This window comes from Paraburkholderia rhizosphaerae (genome assembly GCF_004366595.1).
Classification (GTDB): domain Bacteria; phylum Pseudomonadota; class Gammaproteobacteria; order Burkholderiales; family Burkholderiaceae; genus Paraburkholderia; species Paraburkholderia rhizosphaerae.
In genome coordinates this window covers 141,111-164,632 of record NZ_SORE01000005.1, presented here as the reverse complement: position 1 = coordinate 164,632, position 23,522 = coordinate 141,111, and the positions used below count along the sequence as shown (strand labels likewise).

The following is a 23,522-nucleotide window of genomic DNA, read 5'->3' as shown; positions in this document are numbered from 1 at the left end:
GGCCTGCACCGTCTGGAGACACGTAGATGAAAAAAACATCGTCATGGCTGACCGCTGCTATTTCGGCCACCACGGCTGCCGCCGCTCTCGCACTCGCGTCATCGCACGCGCTCGCCGCCGACCCGGTCACATTCGGCATGATGACCGAGAGCACGGGCCCAAGCTCCGAAGCCGGGATTTACCAGGCCAACGGCGCGAAGCTCGCGCTCGACGAGATCAACAAGGCGGGCGGCGTGCTGGGCCACCAGCTCGTGCTGCGCAACGAAGACAACCAGAGCACGAACCCGGGTTCGGTGCTGGCCATCTCGAAGCTGACGAGCGCGGGCAACCTGTCCGCGTTGATCGCGACGGTGCGCAGCACGCAGATTCAGGCGATTTCGCCGACCGTGTTGCGCGCGCGGCTGCCGATCATGGTCGGCGGCACCGATGTCGGCCTCACGCATGCGAACAACCCGTGGATTTTCCGCGCGCGTCCGAATGACGGTTATTCGGCGAAAGTGATCGCCGATTATGGCGTCAACACACTGAAGCTGAAGAAGTGGGCCATCGTCCATTCGACCGACGCGTTCGGCAACGGCGGCGAGAAGGCGCTGACCGAAGCGCTGAAAGCCGCGGGCATCACGCCGGTGATCGTGCAAGGCTTCACCAGTAATTCGCAGGACTTCACGCCGATCGTGCTGGCCGTGAAGAACTCGGGAGCGGACATTGTCGCGACCTATATCGCAAACTCGACGGACGTCGCGATTTTCGGCAAGCAGTTGCGCCAGCTCGGCGTGAAGTCGGCATGGATCGGGTCCCCGTCGGTGTCGACTGCAACCGCGATGCAGCTCGCAGGCGACGCGCTGTACGGCTCGTATTCGATCGCGGACTTTGCACCGGACTCGAGCCCGGAGGCGAAGGCGTATGCACAGAAGTATCGTGCCGCGTACAAGATCGAACCGGACTTCTACTCAGCGTGGGCGTATGACTCGGTCAATCTGCTTGCGCTCGCCATCAAGAACGCGAACAGCACGAAACCGGACGATATCGCGAAGGCGCTGCGTGCGATCAAGGGGTATAAGGGCGTCGAAGGCACGTACACGTTCGATGCAAATGGCGATGGCCTGCACGGCTACAACATTGTCAAGAACGACAACGGCAAGATCGAGTTCGTGAAGCATATCGACTTCGCGCAGTAAGGTCGATCGTTGCGGCGCCTGTTGCAGGACGCCTTGAAAAGCCTTGAAGGAAAATAAGCCGCCGCGGCCAAATGCCGCGGCGGCTTTTTTATTCGGGAGTTATTCCTATGTCCGCATCGCATCGCCCGGCTGTAGCATCTTGAAGTTTTGCGCAACCCCGCGCGCTATCGTCTATAACTCTACTGATTTGCACATGAAGGAGAAGCAGGCCAGCCCATCGTTCCACTAAACCATCCCATCACGCAGTTGCAGTTGCAACAAAAACGAAGCCAATTCCAAGGAGACACTTCGATGAACGCAACGCTCAAGCTTCTGCCATTCGCTGTCGCGACACTCTTCGCAACTCAGGTTGCCACGCTCCCCGCCGCCCAAGCCGCGGACACCGTCAACACGCTGTCCAACTTCCAGCAAACTGGCAACACCACGCCACCTGAAACCGTTCCGCAAACCGGTGCACGCGCCGACGCGCTGCGCGAGAACCTGAAACAGATCAAACTGCCGCCCGGCTTCAAGATCGAGCTTTACGCGGTAGTGCCCGAAGCGCGCCATATGGCCATCGAACCTTCTACCGGCGTTGTATTCGTCGGCACGCGCAAGAACCGCGTCTGGCAGGTGACCGATCGCACGAAGCGCCGGGTCGCCGACGACGTCGTGTCGTTTGCCAGCTCTGTCACGTTCAAGGTGCCCAATGGCGTGTGCTTCTCGCCGGACGGCGTGCTGTATGTCGTCGAACAGAACCGCGTGCTGGCGTTCCCGGCCGCGCAGTTCTTCGGCGAAGGCGGCCCGGACGTCGCAGCGGCGGTCGTTGTGCCGCAGGGCAAACTGATCCCGACGCAATTCGAGAGCTTCAATCACGGCGCGCGCGCGTGCCGCATCGGCCCGGACAAAAAGCTCTATATCGCCCTTGGCCAGCCGTGGAACGTGCCGCCTAAGGACAAGCTTGCCGAGCTCGACAAAAATGGCCTCGCGGGCATCATCCGGATGGACCAGAACGGCAAGAATCGCGAGGTCTACGCGCACGGCGTGCGCAACTCGGTCGGCATGGACTTCAACCCGAAAGACAAGACCTTGTGGTTCACGGACAACCAGGTGGACGGGATGGGCGACGATATCCCGCCCGGCGAACTGAACCACGCGACCAAGGCCGGCGAGAACTTCGGCTTCCCGTGGTACGGCGGCGGCAAGGTGCGCACCGAAGAGTACAAGGACACCACGCCGCCGGCAGGCGTCGTGTTCCCGCAAGTCGACTTCGCCGCGCACGCGGCGGACCTCGGCATGTCGTTCTATACCGGCAAGATGTTCCCCGCGAAGTATCAAGGCGGCATCTTCGATGCGGAACACGGCTCATGGAACCGGACCAAGCCGATCGGCGCACGCCTGATGTTCATCCCGATCAAGGATGACGGCACGGCCGGCACCGCCGAAGTGTTCGCCGAAGGATGGCTAACGCCGAACGGCGAATACATGGGCCGCCCGGTCGACGTGCAGCAGTTGCAGGACGGTTCGCTGCTCGTCTCGGATGACTATGCGGGCGCGATCTACCGGATCTCGTACACGGGGGCTAAATGACGCGTGAGGCAATAGCGGCGGCGTTTGTCGCGATCGGCATGGCAAGCGGTGCACTCACCGCGCAGGCGGCGGATATCGCCGCCGGGCGTGCGAAAGCGGTGCAATGCCAGGCGTGCCACGGACTCGACGGCATCTCGAAGCAGCCCGACGCGCCGAATCTGGCGGGCCAGAATCAGGACTATCTGGTGAAGGCGCTCAACGACTTCAAAAGCGGTGCACGCAAAAACGAGTTGATGTCGACCGTTGTCAAGCCGCTGTCGGATACGGATATCGCGAATCTCGCAGCGTTCTATCACAGCCTGAAGCCATAGCAGCACGAACCGACCGGCAGCAAAAACGAGGGCGCGTGGTGCAGACACCACGCGCCCTCGTCATTTGGGCGAACCGGTCGTGCATCCGCGGCTCGCGCCGCTAGTCGATCAAGCCCAAAGCTTGCGGGCAAGGAACGTCAGCGTGCGATCCCACGATAGTTGCGCCCACACCGGATCGTACTGCGTACCGGCGATGCGGCCCGGCCCAACCGCCGTCTCGTTCGCGAATGCGTGATGCGCGAGATAGCGATGGAATTGCGCATCGACCTTCGCTTCGCTCAGCTTCGCGGCCAGCGCATCGACGCCCGCTTCCGCAAAAAACGCATCTTGCTTCGCCCAATGCGCGAGCACCGGCACCTTGATTTTCGATGCGTCGATGTAATCGATCGGCGGGTATCCATACCAGATCACGCCGGCCGACAGTTCAGGAGTCTGACAAAGCGAAAGCCACGCAAGCGCGCCGCCCATGCAGTAGCCGAGCACCGCGACCCGCTGCGATTGCTGCTTCAAAAACTGCACCGCGCCTCGAATGTCCTGCGATGCCGCATCGCCGAAGTCGAGCCCGGTCATCAGATGGTGCGCTTCTTCTTCCTCGACCGTCGATTTGCCGCGATACAGGTCCGGCACCAACGCGAGGTAGCCCGCTTGCGCGAGACGATCCGCGACGCCGCGAATCTGGTCGTTCAACCCCCACCACTCCTGCAGCACGACCACTGCGGGCGCGCCCTGCGGGTTTTCCGGCTTCGCCAGATACCCACTGACTTCTTTGCCGTCGGGCCGGCGAAAGCCAACCATCGATCCGAGATTCGGTTTCATGAATGAGTCCTTGGTGACAGGAGATTTAGAAGCCGTAGCATAGCGCCGCGCGCGTGAGCTTGCAGCGCCTGGTGCAGTGCAGCTAAGGGAGCCTTAAGGCGCATTCCCCCACTATCGCCCTTTGTCCGCTTGCCTGCCGCACCGAACGCGTGCGCGGGCGGCAGCTATTTGACAGGAGGGTGTAACGTGACGCGATCGATATCCATACGCAACGATCGGGACGACGATCTGATCAGTAAGGTACCGCAAGCGACTGCAATATTCTGGATCGTGAAAATTCTCGCGACAACAGTCGGTGAAACCGGCGGCGATGCATTATCGATGACGCTTGAGCTCGGCTACGCGGTCGCGACCCTCGTTTTTCTCGCGTTCTTTGTCATTACGCTGACATTGCAAGTGCGTAGCGACCGCTATCAACCGGCCATCTATTGGGCCGTGGTGGTTGCAACCACCACGGTTGGCACGACGATGTCCGACTTTCTCGACCGCACCGCAGGCCTCGGCTACGTCATATCGTCGGCAATGTTGTTGCTGGCGGTGCTGCTGATTCTCGCGGCGTGGCGCGCGGTGGCGGGCCGCATCGAATATCAGACCATCGTGCATTCGCGCGATGAAGTGTTCTACTGGCTCACGATTCTCGTATCCAACACGCTCGGCACCGCGCTCGGCGATTTCACCGCGAGCAGTCTCGGGCTCGGTTTCGAGCGAGGCGCGCTCGTATTTGCAGGTCTGCTCGCGCTAGTCGCAATTGCGTGGCGCATCGGCAAACGGATTCCTGTCAGCATCCTGTTCTGGGCCGCCTATGTGCTGACGCGGCCGCTTGGCGCGACCCTCGGCGATACGTTGACCAAACCGCATGAGGACGGCGGCTTCGCGCTCGATCGCATCAGCGCGTCGCTGGCGATTCTCGGCGCGCTGGTCGCCATAGTCGCGGTGCAGCATTGGCGTGGCATCCGCCGTCTTACCACAGAGTCCGCACAATAAGTTCGATTCACACGCGGTATTAATCCGTCACACAATTTCTTAAGCGCTTTATCAGGTTGACGAACTAATCTTAAAGACGAGTGTGCATTGCATGCCGCTCTCATTCACTTTAAGGAGCATTCAATGAAAGCCTTGTTAGCCGTTATTGCTTCGGCATCTTTATTGCTCATCCCCGCGGTTTCGTTCGCGCAGAACGCGAACGGCATGGGCGGAGGAGTCACTAGCGGATCGTCCGCTCCTGCCGGTCAGCAAACCTGGCAACAGCAGCAACCGGCGATGAACTATCAGAACGCGCCGGCCAAAGACAACATCGACTACGGGATGCCCGCAAACGGCACCTATCAGTCCGGCCGCTCGATGTCGCATGGGCTCACTGAACCGACCTTTGGCCATCATTGACCGATGACGCAGCCGGCCTTGGGTCATCGTTACCGCGTTGCAAGCTGCGGCCTGGTCGCCGCGCGGCCGTGCTGGCGCGGTAACATCGACCCCAGTTTCTTACGGAGCCACCGATGCGCCTGCTGTTGATCGAAGACGACGAGATGATCGGCGAGACCGTGCTCGAATCGATGCGGCGCGCCGGTCACGCGATCGACTGGGCCCGCGACGGTCGGGCCGCGGCGCTGTCGCTTGGCAACGATGTCTACGATCTGGTGCTGCTCGATCTGAGCCTGCCGAAGGCCGACGGCATCGAGCTGTTGAAGAACTGGCGCGATGCGGGCGGCGACGCGCCGGTGATTATCCTGACCGCGCGCGATGCGGTTGAAGATCGCGTGCGCGGGCTTGACGCCGGCGCCGACGACTATCTCGTCAAACCGTTCGATCTCGACGAACTCGCCGCGCGCACTCGCGCGCTATTGCGGCGTCGCGCGGGCCGCACGCAGCTGGTCTTCGCACATGGCGAGCTCAAGCTCGACCCGGCCGCGCACGAGGTCTTCAAGGATGGCGAACCGATTGCGCTGATCCCGCGCGAGTTCGCGTTGCTGCACGCGCTGATCGAAGTGCCGACGCGCGTATTCACGCGTGCGGAGCTCGAAGAGAAGCTTTACGGCTGGGGCGAGGAAGTCGGCAGCAATACGATCGAAGTGCATGTGCATAGCCTGCGACGCAAGCTCGGTCCGGATCAGATCGTCACTGTACGCGGTGTCGGATATCGATTGAAGAGAATCGAAGAATGAGGTCCATCCGGAGCCGTCTGCTCGGATGGCTGATTTTCGGTTTTGGCGCGGCATCGGCGGCGGCGTCGTACGGCATCTTTCATACCGCGCGCGAGGAAGCCGGCGAGCTATTCGACTACGAATTGCGCACCGTCGCGCTGTCCTTGCCGTCGAACCTGCAAGCGACGATGACCCCGCAACAGTCGGACGCGATGATGGGCGACATCGCCGACGATCGCATCGCTATCGATATCTGGGACACGTCCGGCAAGCTCGTCTATCACTCGCAGCACGCACAGACGCTCGACCGGCATCCGCCGGGCATGCGCACCATCGAAGAAGATGAAGTCTACTGGCGTGTATTCGGCGTGCAACAACCGACCCGTTTCGTGCAGGTTGCGCAGCCTCTTTCGGTGCGCAACGATCTCGCGCTCACCCTCGCTCTGCATACGCTGTGGCCAATCGCGGTGATGGTGCCTGTCGCGATCATGATCGTGCTGTTCGTCGTCACGCGCGGGCTCGGGCCGATTGGCGGGCTATCGCGTTCGCTTGGCAGCCGCTCGCTCGATGCGCTTGAACCGCTGCCGATCGATGTGCGCACACCCGTCGAAGTGCAGCCGCTCGTCGTCGCGTTGAACGATCTGCTCAAGCGCCTGCAGGTCGCTTCGCAGGCGCAACGCATGTTCGTATCGGATGCCGCGCACGAGTTGCGTTCGCCATTGGCCGCGCTTCAGTTGCAACTCCAGGCCGCCGCTAGCGACGGCACATTGACCGGTTCGGACGCGACGCTCGAACGCATTCAGGGGCGCCTGAAGCGGCTCATTCATCTGGTGCAGCAACTACTGACACTCGCGCGCGAAGATGCGGCCTCTTCGACACCAATCGCGCCGGTCAGCGTACGCCGCGTCGGTGAGCAGACGGTCGGCGAGTTCTCGCTGCTCGCCGAGGCGAAGCATATCGACCTTGGGCTCGAAACCGCCGCGGCGCGCGGTGACGCAGACCTATACGTTGCGCAGACCGACCAGCATGCGCTCTTTCTGCTGCTGTCCACACTGATCGACAATGCGATCCGCTACACGCCGGAAGGTGGCACCGTCGACGTGCTGCTCGAACGCGCAGGCGGCCGCATCCATATCGAAGTGCGCGATACCGGTCCCGGTATTCCGGACGACGAACTCGAGCGGGTGTTCGACCGCTTCTATCGTGGCGCGGGCACGCAGGTCCAAGGCAGTGGCCTCGGACTGGCGATCGCCGCACGAATCGCGAAGCGGCTTGGCGTTGCGTTGAGCCTGCGCAACCGTACGGATGGATGCGGACTGTCGGCACGTATCGACGGCTTTAAGCCAGCCGATGAACAACGGACTGCGGCAAGCTAGTCCGCCGACTGCGAACGCGAGCCCGGCGCATGCAATGCGCTGCTGCCCGCGCATCAAGGCCCGACTTTGTCCTTTTCCTTTTCGAGCTGCAAATAGAGGTGTTCGACGTTCTGCGGCTGAGCGACGCGATAGAGCTTGTCATGGCGAAACGCCGGCAACCGCACATCATGCATCGCCTGCGTGAGCCCGATACCTGCGCTGAATGCATCGCGCACCGCTGCGTCGAGCCCGCGTAGATACTGTGCAAGCCGGTCGAGATCGGCCGGCCTCGCCAGCCGCCCGAATGCAGGCACGATCGCTTTCGCGTCGAGCGCCTTCAGCTTGTCGAGCGCATCGAGCCAGCCCGAAATATTTTCGTTGCGGAACTCGGGAATGCGCCCGACGCTGACAAGCCCGCCGGCGAACAGCACACCTGTCGACGGGTCCAGCACCGCCAGGTCGCCTGGCGTGCTTGCGGGCCCGAACACCAGCAGGTGAAGCGATCGCCCGCCGCTTTCGATCTGCGTCGTCGCATCGATCGTGCGATCCGGCACGGTCACGCGCGAGCCGGCCATTTCATCCTCGCCGAGCGTACGGGTCAGATTCTTAAGGCAAATCGCACACCGCTCGCGAATCAGTTCCGCGGTGCGACGCTGCGCGAGAATCGGCACGCCCTGGTCGCGAAACGCAGATGCGCCGAACACGAACTCCGGTCCCTGGTGGGTAATCACGACCAGTTCGACCGGCAACGAGGTGACCTTGCGGATTGCGTCGAGCATCGCGCGGCCGTAGCGGTACGACGAACCGGTGTCGATCACTGTGACACCGCGTGTACCGACGATAAAGCCGTTGTTCGCGACAACGCCATGATTGGCTGGTGCGACCGCGTCGCCGCTGCCGAACATTACGTAGACACCCGGTGCAATTTCAATCGGCACAGGCGCGTGGAAGCGCGTGTCAGCGGGGTGCGCATTGCGCTCGGCAGCCACCGATGCGGCAATCATCGTCATACCGGCAAACAGCGCAACCGATACCGCCGATACAGCGCCGGCCCAGCGTTTGCGCCAGTGCAGCGCATCCCGCATGGCGCACACGGCCCACGCGGCCCGTGCGGCCCGCCTCACAGCTTCGACGACGCGTTCTGCTGCGCGCCCGCTTGCGGGTTAACCGCAATCGCGGCATTAAATTGCTTGCTCTTCGAGTCTTCGACTTGCGCCTTCAGTTCACCATCGCCACGCGGCACGAACCAGAAGCGGAAGTTCGGGTTCTCGCTGATCGAGAAATTGACATCGGCGATCATCACCGGCTTGCCTCCATAGCTGACGGTCACCTTGCGCACGAAATACGCGGTCGCATAGTTGCGCGTCACCTGATTCATCGCCATGCCGGTGCGATTCGGATGCCTGACCATCAGCTGCGCGAGTTGCGGCTTGCCGGCTACTGTCGGGCCTTGCAGCGTGAGCCGTACAAGGCCCGCGTTCGCTTCGGCCGCGGCATCGTCCTTGCCCGCCGGCGCCGAACAGCCACCTGACGCCTTTACGAAACGCACCGAGCTATACAGCTTGCCGTCGTTGGTTTCGGCAATCACCCGCATAAACGTATAGTCTTCGACTCGCACGCGCGTTTCGACGGTCGCAAAACCCGAATCAGGCGTGAATTCGAACGAGCCCGCATACGGCTCCGGATTCTCGTCGATGAACAGGTAGACCTTTTTGATGTAACGCGCGGGCGTCTGCGGAAACTGCGCGGCAATCGCGATCGGCACGACCGCGCCGTCCGCCGCGCGCGCCGGCGCGTCGAGCTTGATCACCGCATCCGCATGCGTATCGATCGCACGGCCCTTGAACGTGCCGTCCCTGAAGTCGACCCAGCGAGCGGGCGTGTCGGGGTTGTCTTCCGGATGTTCCTCGGCATACGCGTTGCCGATCGCGAGCGTCGCGGCGGCGCAGAGAAAGCCGGTCCACGCGGTTTTCGTCAGCCTGTTCATTGCACATCCCTCCATCCTGCGACGCAAAGACGAACGGTCACTGCTCCCATTCGAGCTCCGCATACGCGGCTGTCACATTGCGGCGATGATAGATATCGAACAGCCGCCACTTGCCGCGCTCGTCCCGGCCGATCGTATCGACCGCCTGCTGCATCGTGCGCCCTCGTCTGATCGCCGCGCGCACGTCGCGCACGAGGTGTGCGAGGTACGCCTGCTGCGCGTCGAGCGCGGGTTGCCACGGACCATCGAACGGGCCATGACCCGGCACGATGCGCCGCGGATTCATTACACGAATCGCGGCGATATCGTCGAGCCAGCCGAGCGCGCTGCCGTCGATTACCGGAATGCATTGCACGAACAGCAGGTCACCTGCGATCAACGTGCCACTAGCTTTATCGTAGACGGTCAGATCGTTGTTCGTATGAGCGGTTTTCCAGGTCTGCACGCGCAGCACGCGGTGACCGAGATCCAGCGTCCTGCTGCCGGAAACTGTCAGGGTCGGCGGCACGATCGTGCTGCCGTCGGCCTGCGCGCCGAGTTCGCGCTTCAGCACACGCAAATAGCTGTCTTCGTGCGACGCCTCCGCTTCCGCCAGCGTCGCGCTGCCGACGAATTGCGGATGATCGTCGATAAACGCGACGTTGCCGAAAATATGATCCGGATGCATGTGCGTATTGATCACATAACAGACCGGCAGCGGCGTCACCGCGCGAATCGCCGCGCGCAACGCGCGCCCTTCGGCTGCGGTGCCGCCGGTGTCGAATACCGCGACGCAACGTGAACCGACGATAAAACCGATGTTCGCGATATCGCCGCCGTTTTCACGCGTGGCGACGTTGTCCTGACCGCGATGCACGTACAGGCCGGGCTCGAGCTGCACGACAGGCAACGGCGCAAGCGGGGCCGCCGCATCCTGTGCCGCCGCGCGGCCGTGCAGAAGCAGCGCAAGACACACGTAACACGCGAGCGAAACCACCCTCCGTATGCGGCGGCCACGCCCACGCGACGCGACCCGCACATCGCCTGCGTTCGTGCGCATTTTGGGCATTACTGGGCCGCCGTTCGATTCGTCGCTTCCCCGCCAGGTTTTGCCGCACCGGCAGCAGAGGTGGCCGGACGGCGCCGCGCCGCGGCCGGCGACAGCGGCGGCAAAAAGTCCGCATATTCGCGCTCGAGATACGGCTCCGCATGTTCGAGCATGAAACGCCTAAACGCGACACAGGTCGGCGACAGCTGCTTCGATGTCAGATGCACGATCTGCCAGGTCCGCTCGAGCGGCGTGCCGTTCACATCGAGCATTGCCAGCGCGCCCGCGCGCAGTTCGAGCGACAGCGTATGCAGTGACAGCAGGCTCACGCCCATACCGGCCATCACCGCCTGCTTGATCGTCTCGTTGCTGCCGAGCGTCACGCAGCGCGCTGGCGTGAACAGGTGCTGCCGGAACATATGCTCGACCACCGCGCGCGTGCCGGAACCGGGCTCGCGCAACAGGAACGTATCGCCGGCGAGCTCCTGCAGATCGAAGCGCCGCGCGTCGCGCAGCGGATGATTCAATGGCGCGACGATTACATGCGGATGCCGCGCCAGCGGTTCGGCCGTGGTGCCGAGTTCCGGCGGCGGCCGTCCCATGATCGCGAGATCGGTCGCGTTGTCTTGCAGCAGGCGCAGCAGCGTCTCGCGATTGCCGACCGAAAACTGCACATCCACCTTCGGAAACTGCTGCGAATACAGCGCGAGCAGCTTCGGCGCGAAATGGGTCGCCGAACTGACAATGCTGACCGCAATCTTGCCGCTGTCCGCTTGCGTAAGCGACGTCATCGTGTCTTCGATATCCTTGATTTCGCCGATGATGCGGCTCGCGTGGTGCGACAGGCGCTCGCCCGCTTCGGTCAGCGTCAGCCGGCGCGACAGGCGCTCGAACAGCGGCAAGCCGAGCGCCTCCTCCAGCTGGCGAATCTGCATCGACACCGCAGGCTGCGACAAATGAAGCTCTTCGGCCGCGCGCGCAAAACTCGGCAGACGGCTCGCGATCACGAAGATTTGCAGTTGCCGTAGCGTCAGCGCCCGGATCAGATTCACGCTGGCCTCAACGGCTCGCGCGCGGCGCGTTCGGCTGCGTCGGCACCGGCTTGCCATGTTCCGGCGGCAGCTTGCGCACCGCCCCCTGGAACGCGAGCGTTTCGATCAGCCGCGGATGCGCAAAATCGTTGTTTTCGCCGGGCACTTCGGTGCGAATCAGCGTGACACCGCCGGGCACATCGTCGGCGAACACGAACGTATACCGCTTGCCGACGTAGTCCGGAAAACGCTGCGCATTCGGGTCGTTCAGATAAGGCTGAATCTCGATCTTGTGCGCCTTCACGGACTGGCCGTTCGCATTGGTCGTCAACGGCGTGATCGGCGGGTTCGCCGCGAGCGCGAGCCTTACGCGCTTCTGGAAGTAACGGCGCTGCCCGCCCGTCAGCTGCTCCATTTCGGCGATATCGTGCTCGAGAAAATACAGAATCACCGGATTGCACGGTAAATCGCCAGTCGGCACTGCGACCTTGCCGGTCCGATCGCTAACGCTCGCATCAGCGGCGGCGTTGTTCGCGCTTTGCACGAGCACGTGGACCGTGTCGCTGACTTTTTCGGGCGGATGCGCGAGCGTGATCGAATAGTCGAGTTCGGTTTGCGCGGCGACGCCCTGCAAATGCGGCGTCATGAACAGCAAGCGTTCGGCGGGCGAAATCTGGCTCGATGCATCGGAAGCGGGCGCTGCCGCGGACGCGGCAGGCGCGGCCGCATACGCGGCGGGCCATACGGCGAGCGTCGCTAACAGGCCACCCGCCAGACGCCACGTCTTACGCCGCATCGGGCAACACACGGCGCCGCGCGGCCGCGCGAAGGTCACACGGCCGTCCATCATTGCGGTGCAGTCGATGCAACAGGCGCGCTCGCCAACGGCAGCAGCGGCACGTCGTAGCTGGTGAGAATCGTATTGATCTTGTCCTGATGCGTCGCGATCCACTGGTCGATCTTGTCGTGCCACGCCTTTTCGCCATAGCGTGTGCCCATTGCGATCTCGTAGTCGAAGCGGATGCCCTGCTGCGGCGGGAACGGCACCAGCTTCACGTCATTGCCGGAGCGCTTCACGAAGTAACCGGCAATCGGCCCCCATACGAATACGACGTCGACGTTACCCTGCTTCAGGTCGTGCTGGATCATCTCGCCAGGAAACGCTTGCGGGTCGCCGCTTTGCGCCTGGTACGACACCGCCTGGTCGATCAGGTTGTTGGCGAGCAGCCAGTCGACCGCGGGCGTCTGCGCGAAAATGCCCAGGCGCAGTTTCTTCAACTGATCGGGCGGCAGCTTCAGCAAGTCGTTCGGCGTGTTGATACTGGCAAACTCCGGCTTCTTCACGAATACCATCGCGTAAGTCGAATGCAGATACGACCGCGTGGTCGACGTCATGTCGTAGCCGTGCGGCACGCCGACGATCAGATCGCACTTGTAGCGCTCGGTATTGGGCTCCTTCTGGCGCAACGTATTGCGCACGAAGCCCATGCGCTGCGGAAAGTACGTGTATTCGACCTTGTAGCCGAAATCGCTGGCCATCGCTTCCGCGATCTTGTTCTCATAGCCTTCGCCCTTGTCGTTCGACAACGGCAGGTTGTTCGGGTCCGCGCAGACGCGCAGTACCTTGTCTGCGCCGTCATTGTTCGGCAGCGACGGCGTACCTTGCGCATGTGCGAACTGCACCGCGCAGCCGGCACACGCCAGCGCGAACGCAGCGCTCGTGACGAAAGCGAATGTTGTTTTGCGAGCGGACATGGCAATCTCCGGAACGGGAAACCTCGGGTAAACCGAATGAAACCGACGGGGGGTCCGCATCAATTCATTTGTCGATCGGTTGCAGATCGCCCGGATTGATCTTGCCGTCGGAACGCCCCTTTAGATACGAATAAAGGTTTTCCCAATTCTTTTGCATCATCAGGCTCGAGCTGAAGTCGGGCATACCCTTGTCGATGCGTCCGCCGAATACCGTGCGGTGAAATTCGGTCTTGTCGAGTGTCTTGAATGCATCGATCAGCGAAGGACCGACGAGGCCTTCCTGTTTCGCGCCATGGCAGCGTTCGCAGGCTAGCGCGCGCCACGTTTTCCATCCGAGGTACGTATCGCCGTCGACCTTGTTGCCGTCGACCACTTTGTACGCAACCGGTTTGAACTGCGCGGCATTGGTCTGTGCATAAGCGACTGGCCACGCGAGTACAGCCACTGCAAACGGCAACATCATCAAACGGCCTTTCATGCGTTTGTCTCCATCCACTTTTGATTCCGTTTTCGACTCGAACAGTCGGCTGGTAGTCGGCCTGGCAGTCGATCAGGCGTCGGGAGACGTGCATACCATGTGCCATCGCACCACTGGATGCACGCTCCCGACACTTCGTATCGCCACCTTCAGCGCGCGCTGAGGTTCACGTCACGCAACCCGCTTCAGCTCGGGATTGCGAAGATGAACAGCGTGCCGCCGAGCGCCGTGTACTTGGCGAGTTCACGATAGCCGCCCACCGCGCCGAGGCCTTCGGTCGACTTCTGCAGGCCGGCTGCCATGCCGATGCCGGCCCAGCCGCCGATGCCCGAATACACGCCGACATACTGCTTGCCGTTGTACTCATAGGTGAACACGTTGCCGATGATCCCGGACGGGGTCTTGAACTTCCACAGCTCCTTGCCATCCTTGATCCGCACTGCCTTGATGTAGCCTTCCAGCGTGCCGTAGAACGCGATGCCGCCGGCCGTTGCGAGCGCACCGGACCACACCGAGAACTTCTCGGGCTTCGACCAGACAATCTTGCCCTTCGACGCATCCCACGCGATGAAATTACCCATCGCGCCGTTCTCGTTCGGACCCGGGAACATCGACAGTGTCGCGCCAACATACGGCTGACCCGACACGTAGTCGACGTCGAACGGCTCGTAGTCCATGCAGACGTGATTGGTCGGCACGAGGAACAGGCTCGAGTTCGGATCGAACGACGCCGGCTGCTGGTCCTTCGAACCGAGTGCCGCCGGGCAGATGCCCTTCACGTTGTGATCGGGGCCGGCCTTTTGCGTCGAGTAGCTCGCGTTGCGGATCGGCAGACCGCTCTTCAGGTCGACGCTTTCCGCCCAGTTCACCGCCGGGTCGTACTTGTTCGCGACCAGCAACTGGCCCGTTTCGCGATTCAGCGTATACCCGAAGCCGTTACGGTCGAAGTGCACGATGGCCGGCGTTTTCTTGCCGTTGATCGACAGGTCGGCGAGGATCATCTCGTTCACGCCGTCATAGTCCCACTCGTCGTGCGGGGTCATCTGGTACACCCACTTCGCCTTGCCGGTGTTCAGGTCACGCGCGAAGATCGACATCGACCATTTGTTGTCGCCAGGCCGTTGCGTCGGGTTCCATGTGCCCGGGTTGCCGGTGCCGTAGTACACCAGGTTCAGCTTCGGATCCCACGCATACCAGCCCCACGTCGTGCCGCCGCCGAGCTTCCACTGATCGCCCTTCCAGCTCTTGAGCGACGAATCCGCGCCGACCGGCACCATCTTGCCGTCCGTGTACGTCATCGTCGAATTCGGGTCGAGCAGCATCTCGTTGTCCGGGCCCGTGCTATAGGCTTTCCAGACTTCCTTGCCGGTCTTCAGGTCGTATGCCACGAGGCGCCCGCGCACGCCGAACTCGCCGCCCGAAATGCCGGTGAGCACCTTGTCGCCGAACACGTGCGGCGCATTGGTGTTCGTTTCACCCGCTTTCGGATCGCCGTTCTTCGCGGTCCATACGACGTCGCCCGTCTTCGCGTTGAGCGCGACGAGTGTCGTATCCGCCTGCTGCAGCAGGATCTTGCCGTCGCCATACGCGAGCCCGCGGTTCACCGTGTCGCAGCACATCACGGAAATCACCTGCGTGTCCTGCTTTGGCTCGTACTGCCACAGGAAGGTCTGATCCTTCAGGTTGATCGCGATGACCTTGTTCGGAAACGGTGAATGGATATACATCGTGTCGCCGATCACGAGCGGAGAGCCTTCGTGACCGCGCAGCACACCGGTCGACATCGTCCATGCGACCTGCAGCTTGCCTACATTGTTTTCGTTGATCTGCTTGAGTGGGCTATATCGGTGATTTGCATAGTCGCCCGCCTGTGATGCCCAGTTTGATGGATTCTTGAGCAGCGAGTCGAGCTGCGGATCGGCGTTCGCGAAGAAAGAACTCAGCGCCGTTACCGCAGTCACCGCCAGTCCCAGAACCAGGGTGCGTACGTTCATGTCTCCTCCAGATTGGGTAAACCGACCACCTCACGATGACACGCTACCGCGCCACACCAGCCGCGCCGTCCGGATGCGGGTAACGAGCTAAAACCAAGCCGGATTCATTGCCCGGCTCATGCGTAAAGAGGCTGATCGCATATTCCATGCCGACCGCGCGCATCTGGGGTGTACCGCGCGGTCCGGCGTCAAGGTGTTCCGCTTCGCTTCGGATCACGATACATACTGTGTCAAATACGCGATACATTGAAGGCAGCTCTCGCGCGACCAAGCGCGCGCGTCGCCTATCTGCATTCGATCAGTCGAGGTCAGTCATGGCACAAACCGAACGGGTTTACTCCGATGAAGAAGTGCAGCAGCGGCTTCAGGGTGCATTGCAGCACTGGTACCTGGAAGACGGATGGCTGCGTCGCAAGTACCGCACCGAAAGCTGGAAAGGCACGTTGGTGGTCGTCAACACCGTTGGCCATCTTGCGGAGGCCGCGTGGCATCACCCGGACCTGACCGTGTCGTATGCGTTCGTAATCGTGAAGCTGAAGACCCATACCGCTAAAGGGATTACCGACAAGGACTTCGCGCTCGCGAACAAGATCGAAGAGGTGATCCAGTGGCAGCCTGGCAAGGAAGGCGGCCCGCTCGAAGGTACGCCCGCGGACGATCAGCGCTTCCGCTATATCAAGTACGACGCGCCGAAGAACTGAAACGCGCGGGCATCTCAGCACGCGTGTCAAAAACCCTGGCACACGGTGTGTTCGCGTGCGTGGTACGGCTTTTGCCTCGCTGGGGTCGACTCGCGACTCATACCAGCGCGCAGCAGCGGCCCAACCACGACTCTATAAGGACACGCTTGCCATGCCGATTGACTCTGACCGCCTTGCCCCGCTATCGGCGGTGACTGTCGACGCGCCGGCCCGTCTGCATCTGGGCTTTCTGGACCCGAGCGCATCGCTTGGGCGCGCCTTCGGCAGCATCGGGCTCGTCATCGATGGGCGCGGCACGCGCGTGACCGCGCGCCTCGCCGAACGATCACATGTTGCGCAAGCGCAAAGCGATGCACAGCGTGCGCGCGCCGCGATGTATCTCGACAGCCTGCACGACGCATGGGGTGGGCCGCCTGTCGCGATCGATATCGAACAGGCGCCGCGCTCGCACTGCGGTCTCGGCTCCGGGACGCAACTCGCGCTCGCGGTGGGCACTGCGTTCGCGCGGCTTGCCGGTGTATCCGCGGCAACGGGTGCGATTGCACAGCTGCTTGGCCGCGGTGCGCGCTCCGGCATCGGCGCGCTGGGCTTCGATCACGGCGGACTGATCGTCGATGGCGGCCCGGCGCGCAGCGCGCGGCCGCAAGACGCGCGCATGCCGCCGCTCCTGTTCCGGCAGCCGTTTCCCGACGCATGGCGCGTCGTGCTGATCGACGACACCGGCCGCGAAGGGCTGCATGGCGACGAAGAAAGACGTGGCCTCGCCGCGCTGCCGCCGTTTCCGCAAGCGCTTGCCGCGCACTTGAGCCATCTGCTGCTGATGCGCGTGCTGCCCGGCATCGCCGAGCAGGACTTCGACGCATTCGCGGATGGCGTCAGCGCAGTGCAGCAAACCATCGGCGAATACTTCGCACCTGTGCAAGGCGGCGTGATCTCGAGCCCGGCGGTCGAACGTGCGCTGCATGCGATCGCGAATCAGCAGAAGGCTGGCATCGGCCAGACATCGTGGGGTCCCGTCGGCTTCGCGATCGTGCGCAGCGCGCACGCCGCGCAACATGCGCTCGCGGTTGCGCGTGAGGCGACCCGCGATAGTCCTTCGGTGGTCTGCTCGACGACGGTCGCGCGCAATCGCGGCGCGACGCTCGGTGTCGAGCGCAGCGCCCGAAGTTGCAAAGTCGATGTCGGATGACGTGGCGCCTACGCATGCGCGAGTGTATGCGCCGGCCGGGCTCCAGTCACGCCGCGCGAACCGCTACGCCAACACGATGACGCGGCCTGCTGCATCGCATCGAATATCACGCGGCACCGCCCCGGTTCCTCAACACGCTCCTGATCTCTGCCCACTGCCATGTCCGAAGCTACTGAAAGGCCCTATATCCTGCATATGTTCACGGCTACGCCGCAGATGAGTCCGTTCGACGTCAACATGGCGGCCGACGCGGGTTATCAGATTGTCGTGCCGTACAGTCATGTCGACGCGAGCAACGTCGTGCAACTCACCCAGGACGCGATCTTTTCGCGTGGCCCGAAAGGCGTATCGCGCACCAGCATCTTCATCGGTGGACGCGATGTGATGCTGGCCGCCGATATGCTCGATCTCGCGCGCCAGGCGATGGTGCCACCGTTCGAAGTATCGGTGTTCGCCGATCCGAGCGGCGCGTATACGACGTCGGCCGCGCTGGTCGCGCTGGTTGAACGGCATCTGAAAGCCGAGCATGGCGAAGAACCCGGCGGCAAGCACGTGCTGATTCTCGGCGGCACCGGCGCGGTCGGCCGTGTGTCGGCGGCGCTGTTCGCGTCGCTCGGCGCGGATGTGTCGATCGCGAGTCATTCCGATGCGTCACGTGCGAAACGCGTCAGCGACGAAGTGAACCAGCGGTTCAGCATCACGACTACAAGCATCGGCGCCAGCACGCCCGACGCACTTCATGCGGCGCTCGCACAAGCGGACGTGGTGGTCAGCACCGCGGCGGCGGGTGTGCAGATCGTCAGCAGCGCAGACCTCGCGCATGCGCAGCGGGTGCGCGTGGCCGCCGACGTCAACGCGGTGCCGCCAGAGGGCATCGCCGGCGTGAACGTGATGGACAACGGCAAGCCGCTGGCCGGCGCCGCGCGGCCCGATGCGATCGGCATCGGCGCGCTGGCAATCGGCAATGTGAAGTACCAGGTCGAACATCGTCTGTTTCTGCGGATGCGCACGGGTGGCAAGCCGGTATACCTCGGCTTCGCGGAAGCCTTCGACGAAGCCCGCGCGATCGTCGCCGGCCGCGACTGACGAGAGCCCGCGCGCGCCATGCTGACTGTGCCTCGTCGACCTGCTGCGTTGCGTACATCGGCGCGGACGTACGCGCGCGCGTACGACATCCGCGTGCCGTTCGTCGCGATCGCAGGCCTTTCCGCGCGGTTGTTTACCGAATCGGCGTCGCTTGCCCGTCTGAACGTCGCCGCGCTCGATCTGTTCGGTGACCGCGATACCCGGCAGCGCGCGAAGGTCTGGCTCGATATTGGCGGCGCGGGGCTGTCGGTCGATCACGACAAGCTGTTCGACGCGCTCGCTCGCGTGGCCCGCTTGCCTCGTATGCTCGGCGTAATCGCCGGTAGCGGGCTCGAACCGTTCGCGCGCGAGTTGCACGCGCTGCCCGGTTTGCCGCGCTTGATCGGCAACGACCTGCATGCGATTGCCGCGGTGCGCGAACCATCGCGCTTTTTTGCGCTGCTCGATGAGTTGGGTATCGCGTATCCGGACGTGTCGTACACACGGCCGAACGACCCTCTCGGCTGGCTCGGCAAGCATGCCGACGGATGCGGCGGCACGCATATCCGTGCGGCAAGCGAGTCGGACGTCGCTACGCGGCCACCCGATTACTTCCAGCGCATCGCCGCCGGGCGTTCGATGTCGGCGTTGTTCATCGCCGCCGGCGGACGCGCGGTGACAATCGGCTTTGCCGAACAACTGAGCGTCGTGTGCGGTGCATTACCGTTTGTACATGCGGGCTCGCTCGGACCGATCGATCTGCCGCCGCCGGTCGCATCGCGCATTGACGCAATCGTGCACGCGATCGTCGCAAAGACCGGCCTGACCGGAATGAACAGCATCGATTTCCTGCTCGACGGCGAAACGCTCAGCGTGCTCGAAGTCAATCCGAGACCATCGTCGAGCGCGGCGCTCTACGAAATGGCGTCGCCGGCAGCATGGCCGCGCGGCTTGCTCGCGTGTCATATTGACGCGTGTGTCAAAGGACGGCTGCCGCAAGTGTCCGTCGCCGCACCGCAGCGCACCATCGCACAACGCGTCGCATTTGCGCCGCATAACTTCACCGTCACACAGCGCGTCAGCGACCTGCTGTTCGCCGCGCCGTGGTGTCGTGACGTGCCGCAGCCAGGCACGCGCATCGTGGCAGGCGAACCCGTCTGCACGCTGATCGCATGCGCGGCGGCACCGGCACGGCTACCCGAAGCACTGGAACGACAGCGCGCGCGTCTTATCGAACTGATCGACACTTGCCACGAGTCCCACGATGACCACCTCTCCACACGAACCGGCTGACCCATCGCATTCGCTTTCGCGCAGCACGCTGAGCGTCAACAGGCTTGCGGAACCGCTCGTCGAACAGCTGATCGCCGATGCGGCGCGGCTACGCATCGATGTGTCCCGCGCCGTGTCGGGTACGACCATCGTCGACGCTGGCGTCAACGCACGCGGTAGCGTCGAAGCGGGCGTTCAGATTGCGCGCATCTGCATGGGCGGGCTTGGGCATGTCGCGCCACGTGTCGCGGCCGATCGCGAGCCGCTGTGGCCTACGATGATCGAAGTACATACGTCCACGCCGGTACTCGCGTGCCTCGGCAGCCAGTACGCGGGCTGGAGCCTCGCGGCCACCAGGGAGCAGAACAACGGCAACAAGTTCTTTTCGCTCGGCTCGGGGCCGGCACGCGCGCTCGCATGCAAGGAACCGCTGTTCGACGAACTCGGCTATCGCGACCGTCACGACAGCGGCGCGCTCGTGATGGAAGTGGGCCAATTGCCGCCGCAAGCGGTGATCGACAAGGTGCTGAACGACTGCAATCTCGCGCCCGAGCGGCTGACGATCGTCGTCACGCCGACACAGTCTGTCGCAGGGACGGTGCAGGTCGTCGCACGAGTGGTCGAAGTCGCGTTGCACAAGGCGCATGTGCTCGGCGCGCCGCTTGCCGATATCGTCGAAGCGAGCGGCATCGCGCCACTGCCGCCACCCGCGCCCGACGCGCTCGCCGCGATGGGCCGCACGAACGACGCGATCCTGTATGGCGGCCGCGTGCATCTGACCGTGACGGACGACGCGCTCGCGCGACGGCTCGCGACCGAATTGCCGTCATGGAATTCGCGCGATTACGGCCGTCCGTTTGCGGACATATTCGCGTCGTTCGGCCACGACTTCTATCAGATCGACCCGGCGCTCTTCGCACCGGCCGAGGCGTGGATCAGCAGCCTCGAAAGCGGCGCGACCTATTACGGCGGACGGCTCGATGGCGCGTTGCTGCATCGTCAGTGGGACGGCGACGCGGACCCGCTCGCGACAGCCGCGGCCACGAATGCAACCGGTAAACACGGCGCAGGCTCACAATGACCGACCTCCCGTTCAGCGCGGGCCTGCGCGTCGCGATCATGACCGATGAAACCGGCTGGCACACCGCGCGCCTGAAAAAAGCGTTCCGCGCACGCGGCGTCGACGCGCGCTGCATCGACCTCGCGACCTGCCGCATTGATACGACGTGGGAACCATATGGCATCGCGCTGCCGGGCTTTGGCCATACGCTGCCCGACGCGGTGTTCGTGCGCGGCATCGCGGGCGGCACGTTCGAGCAGGTCACCCTTCGTCTCGGCATCCTGCATGCGCTGCGCGAATGCGGGGTACCCGTGTACAACGATGCGCGTGCGATCGAGCGCAGCGTCGACAAGTCGATGACGAGCTTTCTGCTGCACCGCAGCGGTGTGCCGACGCCGGCGACATGGGCCGGCGAATCGGCCGCGTTTGCACAGCGCGTGCTGATGCGCGAGACCGCGGCCGGGCACCAGGTCGTGTTGAAACCGCTGTTCGGCTCCCAGGGCAAAGGCTTGCGGCGGCTCGGCGCGAGTGCGCGGCGCGACGGCACGTTGATTGCGCTGCCGTCGCTCACGCGCTATCAGCAGGTCGCGTATTTGCAGCGCTTCGTCGGCGCAGCCGGGCGCGCGCAGACCCGATCGCACCGCGGACCCGGGTTCGATTGGCGTGTGCTCGTGATCGGCGGGCGCGCGATCGCGGCGATGCGGCGCATCGGCGGCCGTGGCTGGATTCACAATGTGGCGCGCGGCGCCCGGTGCGAACCCGCCGCGCTCGACGACACCCTTGCGCAAACCGCCGTGCGCGCCACGCAAGCGCTCAGCCTCGACTACGCAGGTGTCGATCTGATACCGCCGCCCGACTCGCACGATGCAGCGAGCGCCGGCCCGCTCGTGCTCGAAGTCAACGGTGTCGCCGCATGGCGTGGGCTGCAAACGGTCACGTCATTCGATATCGCCGCGGCCCTCGTCGACGACCTGCTCGACCGCAAGCTCGCGGCCGCCATTGCGCCGCCCGCGCCGATGCGCCATGCAAGCGTCTGATGACCCGCTTGTGCTCGCCCGCCACGCGTTCCTGCGCGCGTGCAGCCTCGACGTCGAAACGCGCAAACCCGGCAACGTCAGCGTGGGCAGCGCGGGACACCGGATGGATGCGGAGCAGTTCATCGCGAGCGCCTCGGCTTGCGTGCCGGCGCTCTTCGCGCATCGCACACCGGTCGGCTCACGCATCCTCGACGCAGTGATGAGCACGCAGCAGACGGTCGGCTGCAACACGAATCTCGGTATCGTGCTGCTGGTCGCGCCGCTGGCCGCCGCACTCGAAGAGCCAGGCAGTCTGCGCAGCGCCGCGCACTGGCGCGACGCGAACGAGCGCGTGCTCGCGCAGCTATCCGTCGACGACGCGAAAGCGGCCTATCTCGCGATCCGCGCAGCGAACCCGGGCGGCCTCGGCGACCCGTCCGAGCAATCGGTGCACGCGCAGCCGACCATCAATCTGCGCGCGGCGATGTCGCTCGCCGCCGAACGCGACAGCATCGCACGCCAGTACGACAATGGCTTCGCCGACATCTTCACGACTGGCCTCGACGCGATCGCCGCATTGCTACAGGCAAACCCTGATGCAACACCCGAGACCATCACGCTCGACGTCTTCCTCACATTCCTGTCCGCGTGGCCCGACTCGCACATTGTGCGCAAGCAAGGTGTGACGGTGGCGCAAAGTGTCACGCGCGAGGCGGCCAAACGGCATGCGCAATGGCGTCTTGCGCCGCACGGACCGCAGGCGGCAAGACTCGATGCATGGGATGCCGAATTAAAGCGTGAAGGCATCAATCCGGGCACGAGCGCGGACCTGACTGTCGCGACACTGTTCACGGCAATCTGTCTTGCACCGCAGCGCTTTGTGCGCGGTGCCGCCTCTCCATGAATTGGCACGCTTCCTGTTAGACGATGCGATGGTGCGTTCTCCGCTCACCCGCGCGGCAGAACGCCGTGCGCCGTGGGCGCCCCCCCAGCGTCGACAGATCCCACTTCATCGGAGGAACAGCATGGCCAAGATTAATCGCGTCCTGGTAGGCGAGTCGCTAATCGGTGATGGCAACGAGGTCGCTCACATCGATCTTCTGATCGGACCGCGTGGTTCAGCTGCCGAAACCGCCTTCTGCAATGCGCTCACCAACAACAAGGACGGCTTCACTTCACTGCTCGCGGTGGTCGCGCCGAACCTGATGGCCAAACCGAACACCGTGCTGTTCAACAAGGTGACGATCAAGGGCGCGAAACAGGCGGTGCAGATGTTCGGCCCGGCGCAGCACGCGGTCGCGCTGGCCGTCGCCGATTGCGTCGAAGACGGCACGATTCCGAAGGAAGAAGCCGACGACCTGTTTATTTGCGTCGGCGTGTTCATTCACTGGCAGGCCGAAGACGACAAGAAGATTCAGGAGTACAACTACAAGGCAACGCGTGAAGCGTTGCAACGCGCGGTAGCGGGTGAACCGAGCGCGGCGGAAGTGGTATCGAAGAAGAGCTCGGTCGCGCACCCGTTCGCACCGAACTAACGGTCGATGGCGGGGGTTGATGCAAGCCGCGCGACGGGCAGC

The 23,522-nt window shown here is 63.4% G+C and carries 24 protein-coding genes; 15 read left to right on the top strand and 9 right to left on the bottom strand.

Annotation, left to right across the window (positions count from 1 at the left end; translation table 11 throughout):
- Nucleotides 1–26 precede the first annotated feature (26 nt).
- From BX592_RS08405 to BX592_RS08395, 3 genes are all read left to right on the top strand, one after another.
- Entirely contained in the window at nucleotides 27–1,178 is a 1,152-nt protein-coding gene (locus BX592_RS08405; protein ID WP_134191201.1) for an ABC transporter substrate-binding protein, read from the top strand.
- A gap of 291 nt (nucleotides 1,179–1,469) precedes the next feature.
- Nucleotides 1,470–2,747: a PQQ-dependent sugar dehydrogenase gene (locus BX592_RS08400; RefSeq protein ID WP_134191200.1), complete on the top strand. Its 1,278-nt coding sequence runs from the start codon at nucleotides 1,470–1,472 to the stop codon at nucleotides 2,745–2,747.
- Nucleotides 2,744–3,058 (top strand): c-type cytochrome, encoded by a 315-nt coding sequence (locus tag BX592_RS08395; protein WP_208327871.1) that lies wholly within the window; start codon nucleotides 2,744–2,746, stop codon nucleotides 3,056–3,058. Before BX592_RS08400 ends, BX592_RS08395 begins: the two co-directional genes overlap by 4 nt.
- A gap of 108 nt (nucleotides 3,059–3,166) precedes the next feature.
- Here BX592_RS08395 and BX592_RS08390 read toward each other — a convergent pair whose 3' ends face one another.
- Nucleotides 3,167–3,874 carry a dienelactone hydrolase family protein gene (locus BX592_RS08390; RefSeq protein WP_134191199.1) on the bottom strand — a complete coding sequence of 236 codons (708 nt, stop codon included), beginning with the start codon at nucleotides 3,872–3,874 and terminating at the stop codon, nucleotides 3,167–3,169.
- A 186-nt stretch (nucleotides 3,875–4,060) separates the two neighbouring features.
- On the opposite strand from BX592_RS08390, the gene BX592_RS08385 reads away from it, so the two are divergent.
- The 4 genes from BX592_RS08385 (at nucleotide 4,061) to BX592_RS08370 (ending at nucleotide 7,391) form a co-directional block, all read left to right on the top strand.
- Complete coding sequence (locus BX592_RS08385) at nucleotides 4,061–4,858, top strand: COG4705 family protein (RefSeq protein ID WP_243849394.1); 798 nt, start codon at nucleotides 4,061–4,063, stop codon at nucleotides 4,856–4,858.
- Nucleotides 4,859–4,981: 123 nt separating this feature from the next.
- Entirely contained in the window at nucleotides 4,982–5,257 is a 276-nt protein-coding gene (locus tag BX592_RS08380; RefSeq protein ID WP_134191198.1) for a hypothetical protein, read from the top strand.
- Between the two features lie 113 nt (nucleotides 5,258–5,370).
- On the top strand, nucleotides 5,371–6,036 hold the full coding sequence (locus tag BX592_RS08375) for a response regulator (RefSeq protein ID WP_134191197.1): 666 nt from the start codon (nucleotides 5,371–5,373) through the stop codon (nucleotides 6,034–6,036).
- Nucleotides 6,033–7,391 (top strand): ATP-binding protein, encoded by a 1,359-nt coding sequence (locus BX592_RS08370; RefSeq protein WP_134191196.1) that lies wholly within the window; start codon nucleotides 6,033–6,035, stop codon nucleotides 7,389–7,391. Before BX592_RS08375 ends, BX592_RS08370 begins: the two co-directional genes overlap by 4 nt.
- Before the next feature lie 53 nt (nucleotides 7,392–7,444).
- On the opposite strand, the gene BX592_RS08365 is transcribed toward BX592_RS08370, so the two are convergent.
- From BX592_RS08365 to BX592_RS08330, 8 genes are all read right to left on the bottom strand, one after another.
- Complete coding sequence (locus BX592_RS08365; RefSeq protein ID WP_243849392.1) at nucleotides 7,445–8,455, bottom strand: MBL fold metallo-hydrolase; 1,011 nt, start codon at nucleotides 8,453–8,455, stop codon at nucleotides 7,445–7,447.
- Between the two features lie 35 nt (nucleotides 8,456–8,490).
- Complete coding sequence (locus BX592_RS08360; protein WP_134191195.1) at nucleotides 8,491–9,357, bottom strand: quinoprotein dehydrogenase-associated SoxYZ-like carrier; 867 nt, start codon at nucleotides 9,355–9,357, stop codon at nucleotides 8,491–8,493.
- Nucleotides 9,358–9,394: 37 nt separating this feature from the next.
- Complete coding sequence (locus BX592_RS08355; protein WP_243849390.1) at nucleotides 9,395–10,405, bottom strand: quinoprotein relay system zinc metallohydrolase 2; 1,011 nt, start codon at nucleotides 10,403–10,405, stop codon at nucleotides 9,395–9,397.
- Nucleotides 10,405–11,436, bottom strand: a complete 1,032-nt coding sequence (locus BX592_RS08350) for a LysR family transcriptional regulator (protein WP_134191194.1) — start codon at nucleotides 11,434–11,436, stop codon at nucleotides 10,405–10,407. The genes BX592_RS08355 and BX592_RS08350 overlap by 1 nt, the downstream gene beginning before the upstream one ends.
- 7 nt (nucleotides 11,437–11,443) lie before the next feature.
- Nucleotides 11,444–12,211 (bottom strand): hypothetical protein, encoded by a 768-nt coding sequence (locus BX592_RS08345; RefSeq protein ID WP_377681583.1) that lies wholly within the window; start codon nucleotides 12,209–12,211, stop codon nucleotides 11,444–11,446.
- A gap of 50 nt (nucleotides 12,212–12,261) precedes the next feature.
- Complete coding sequence (locus BX592_RS08340) at nucleotides 12,262–13,170, bottom strand: substrate-binding domain-containing protein (protein WP_134191192.1); 909 nt, start codon at nucleotides 13,168–13,170, stop codon at nucleotides 12,262–12,264.
- A 64-nt stretch (nucleotides 13,171–13,234) separates the two neighbouring features.
- Nucleotides 13,235–13,648, bottom strand: a complete 414-nt coding sequence (locus BX592_RS08335; RefSeq protein WP_134191191.1) for a c-type cytochrome — start codon at nucleotides 13,646–13,648, stop codon at nucleotides 13,235–13,237.
- Nucleotides 13,649–13,833: 185 nt separating this feature from the next.
- Nucleotides 13,834–15,642: a methanol/ethanol family PQQ-dependent dehydrogenase gene (locus tag BX592_RS08330; protein ID WP_134191190.1), complete on the bottom strand. Its 1,809-nt coding sequence runs from the start codon at nucleotides 15,640–15,642 to the stop codon at nucleotides 13,834–13,836.
- 314 nt (nucleotides 15,643–15,956) lie between these two features.
- Here BX592_RS08330 and BX592_RS08325 point away from each other — a divergent pair, with 314 nt between their 5' ends.
- The 8 genes from BX592_RS08325 to fae all read left to right on the top strand — a co-directional run bounded on the left by BX592_RS08325 (nucleotide 15,957) and on the right by fae (nucleotide 23,480).
- Nucleotides 15,957–16,343, top strand: coding sequence for a 4a-hydroxytetrahydrobiopterin dehydratase (locus BX592_RS08325; RefSeq protein ID WP_134191189.1), 387 nt, complete (start codon nucleotides 15,957–15,959; stop codon nucleotides 16,341–16,343).
- A gap of 151 nt (nucleotides 16,344–16,494) precedes the next feature.
- Nucleotides 16,495–17,532: a beta-ribofuranosylaminobenzene 5'-phosphate synthase family protein gene (locus BX592_RS08320; protein WP_134191188.1), complete on the top strand. Its 1,038-nt coding sequence runs from the start codon at nucleotides 16,495–16,497 to the stop codon at nucleotides 17,530–17,532.
- 159 nt (nucleotides 17,533–17,691) lie between these two features.
- Nucleotides 17,692–18,618, top strand: coding sequence for an NAD(P)-dependent methylenetetrahydromethanopterin dehydrogenase (locus BX592_RS08315; protein WP_134191187.1), 927 nt, complete (start codon nucleotides 17,692–17,694; stop codon nucleotides 18,616–18,618).
- Nucleotides 18,619–18,636: 18 nt separating this feature from the next.
- Complete coding sequence (locus BX592_RS08310; protein ID WP_134191186.1) at nucleotides 18,637–19,890, top strand: ATP-grasp domain-containing protein; 1,254 nt, start codon at nucleotides 18,637–18,639, stop codon at nucleotides 19,888–19,890.
- A complete protein-coding gene (gene mch, locus BX592_RS08305) occupies nucleotides 19,862–20,950 on the top strand; it encodes a methenyltetrahydromethanopterin cyclohydrolase (RefSeq protein WP_134191185.1) in 1,089 nt (362 codons plus the stop codon). Before BX592_RS08310 ends, mch begins: the two co-directional genes overlap by 29 nt.
- On the top strand, nucleotides 20,947–21,966 hold the full coding sequence (locus tag BX592_RS08300; protein WP_134191184.1) for an ATP-grasp domain-containing protein: 1,020 nt from the start codon (nucleotides 20,947–20,949) through the stop codon (nucleotides 21,964–21,966). Before mch ends, BX592_RS08300 begins: the two co-directional genes overlap by 4 nt.
- The gene (locus BX592_RS08295) at nucleotides 21,953–22,849 is read left to right on the top strand and encodes a triphosphoribosyl-dephospho-CoA synthase (protein ID WP_134191183.1); all 897 of its coding nucleotides are present in this window, start codon (nucleotides 21,953–21,955) and stop codon (nucleotides 22,847–22,849) included. Before BX592_RS08300 ends, BX592_RS08295 begins: the two co-directional genes overlap by 14 nt.
- Nucleotides 22,850–22,970: 121 nt before the next feature.
- Complete coding sequence (gene fae / locus BX592_RS08290) at nucleotides 22,971–23,480, top strand: formaldehyde-activating enzyme (RefSeq protein WP_134191182.1); 510 nt, start codon at nucleotides 22,971–22,973, stop codon at nucleotides 23,478–23,480.
- The last annotated feature ends 42 nt before the right edge of the window (nucleotides 23,481–23,522 follow it).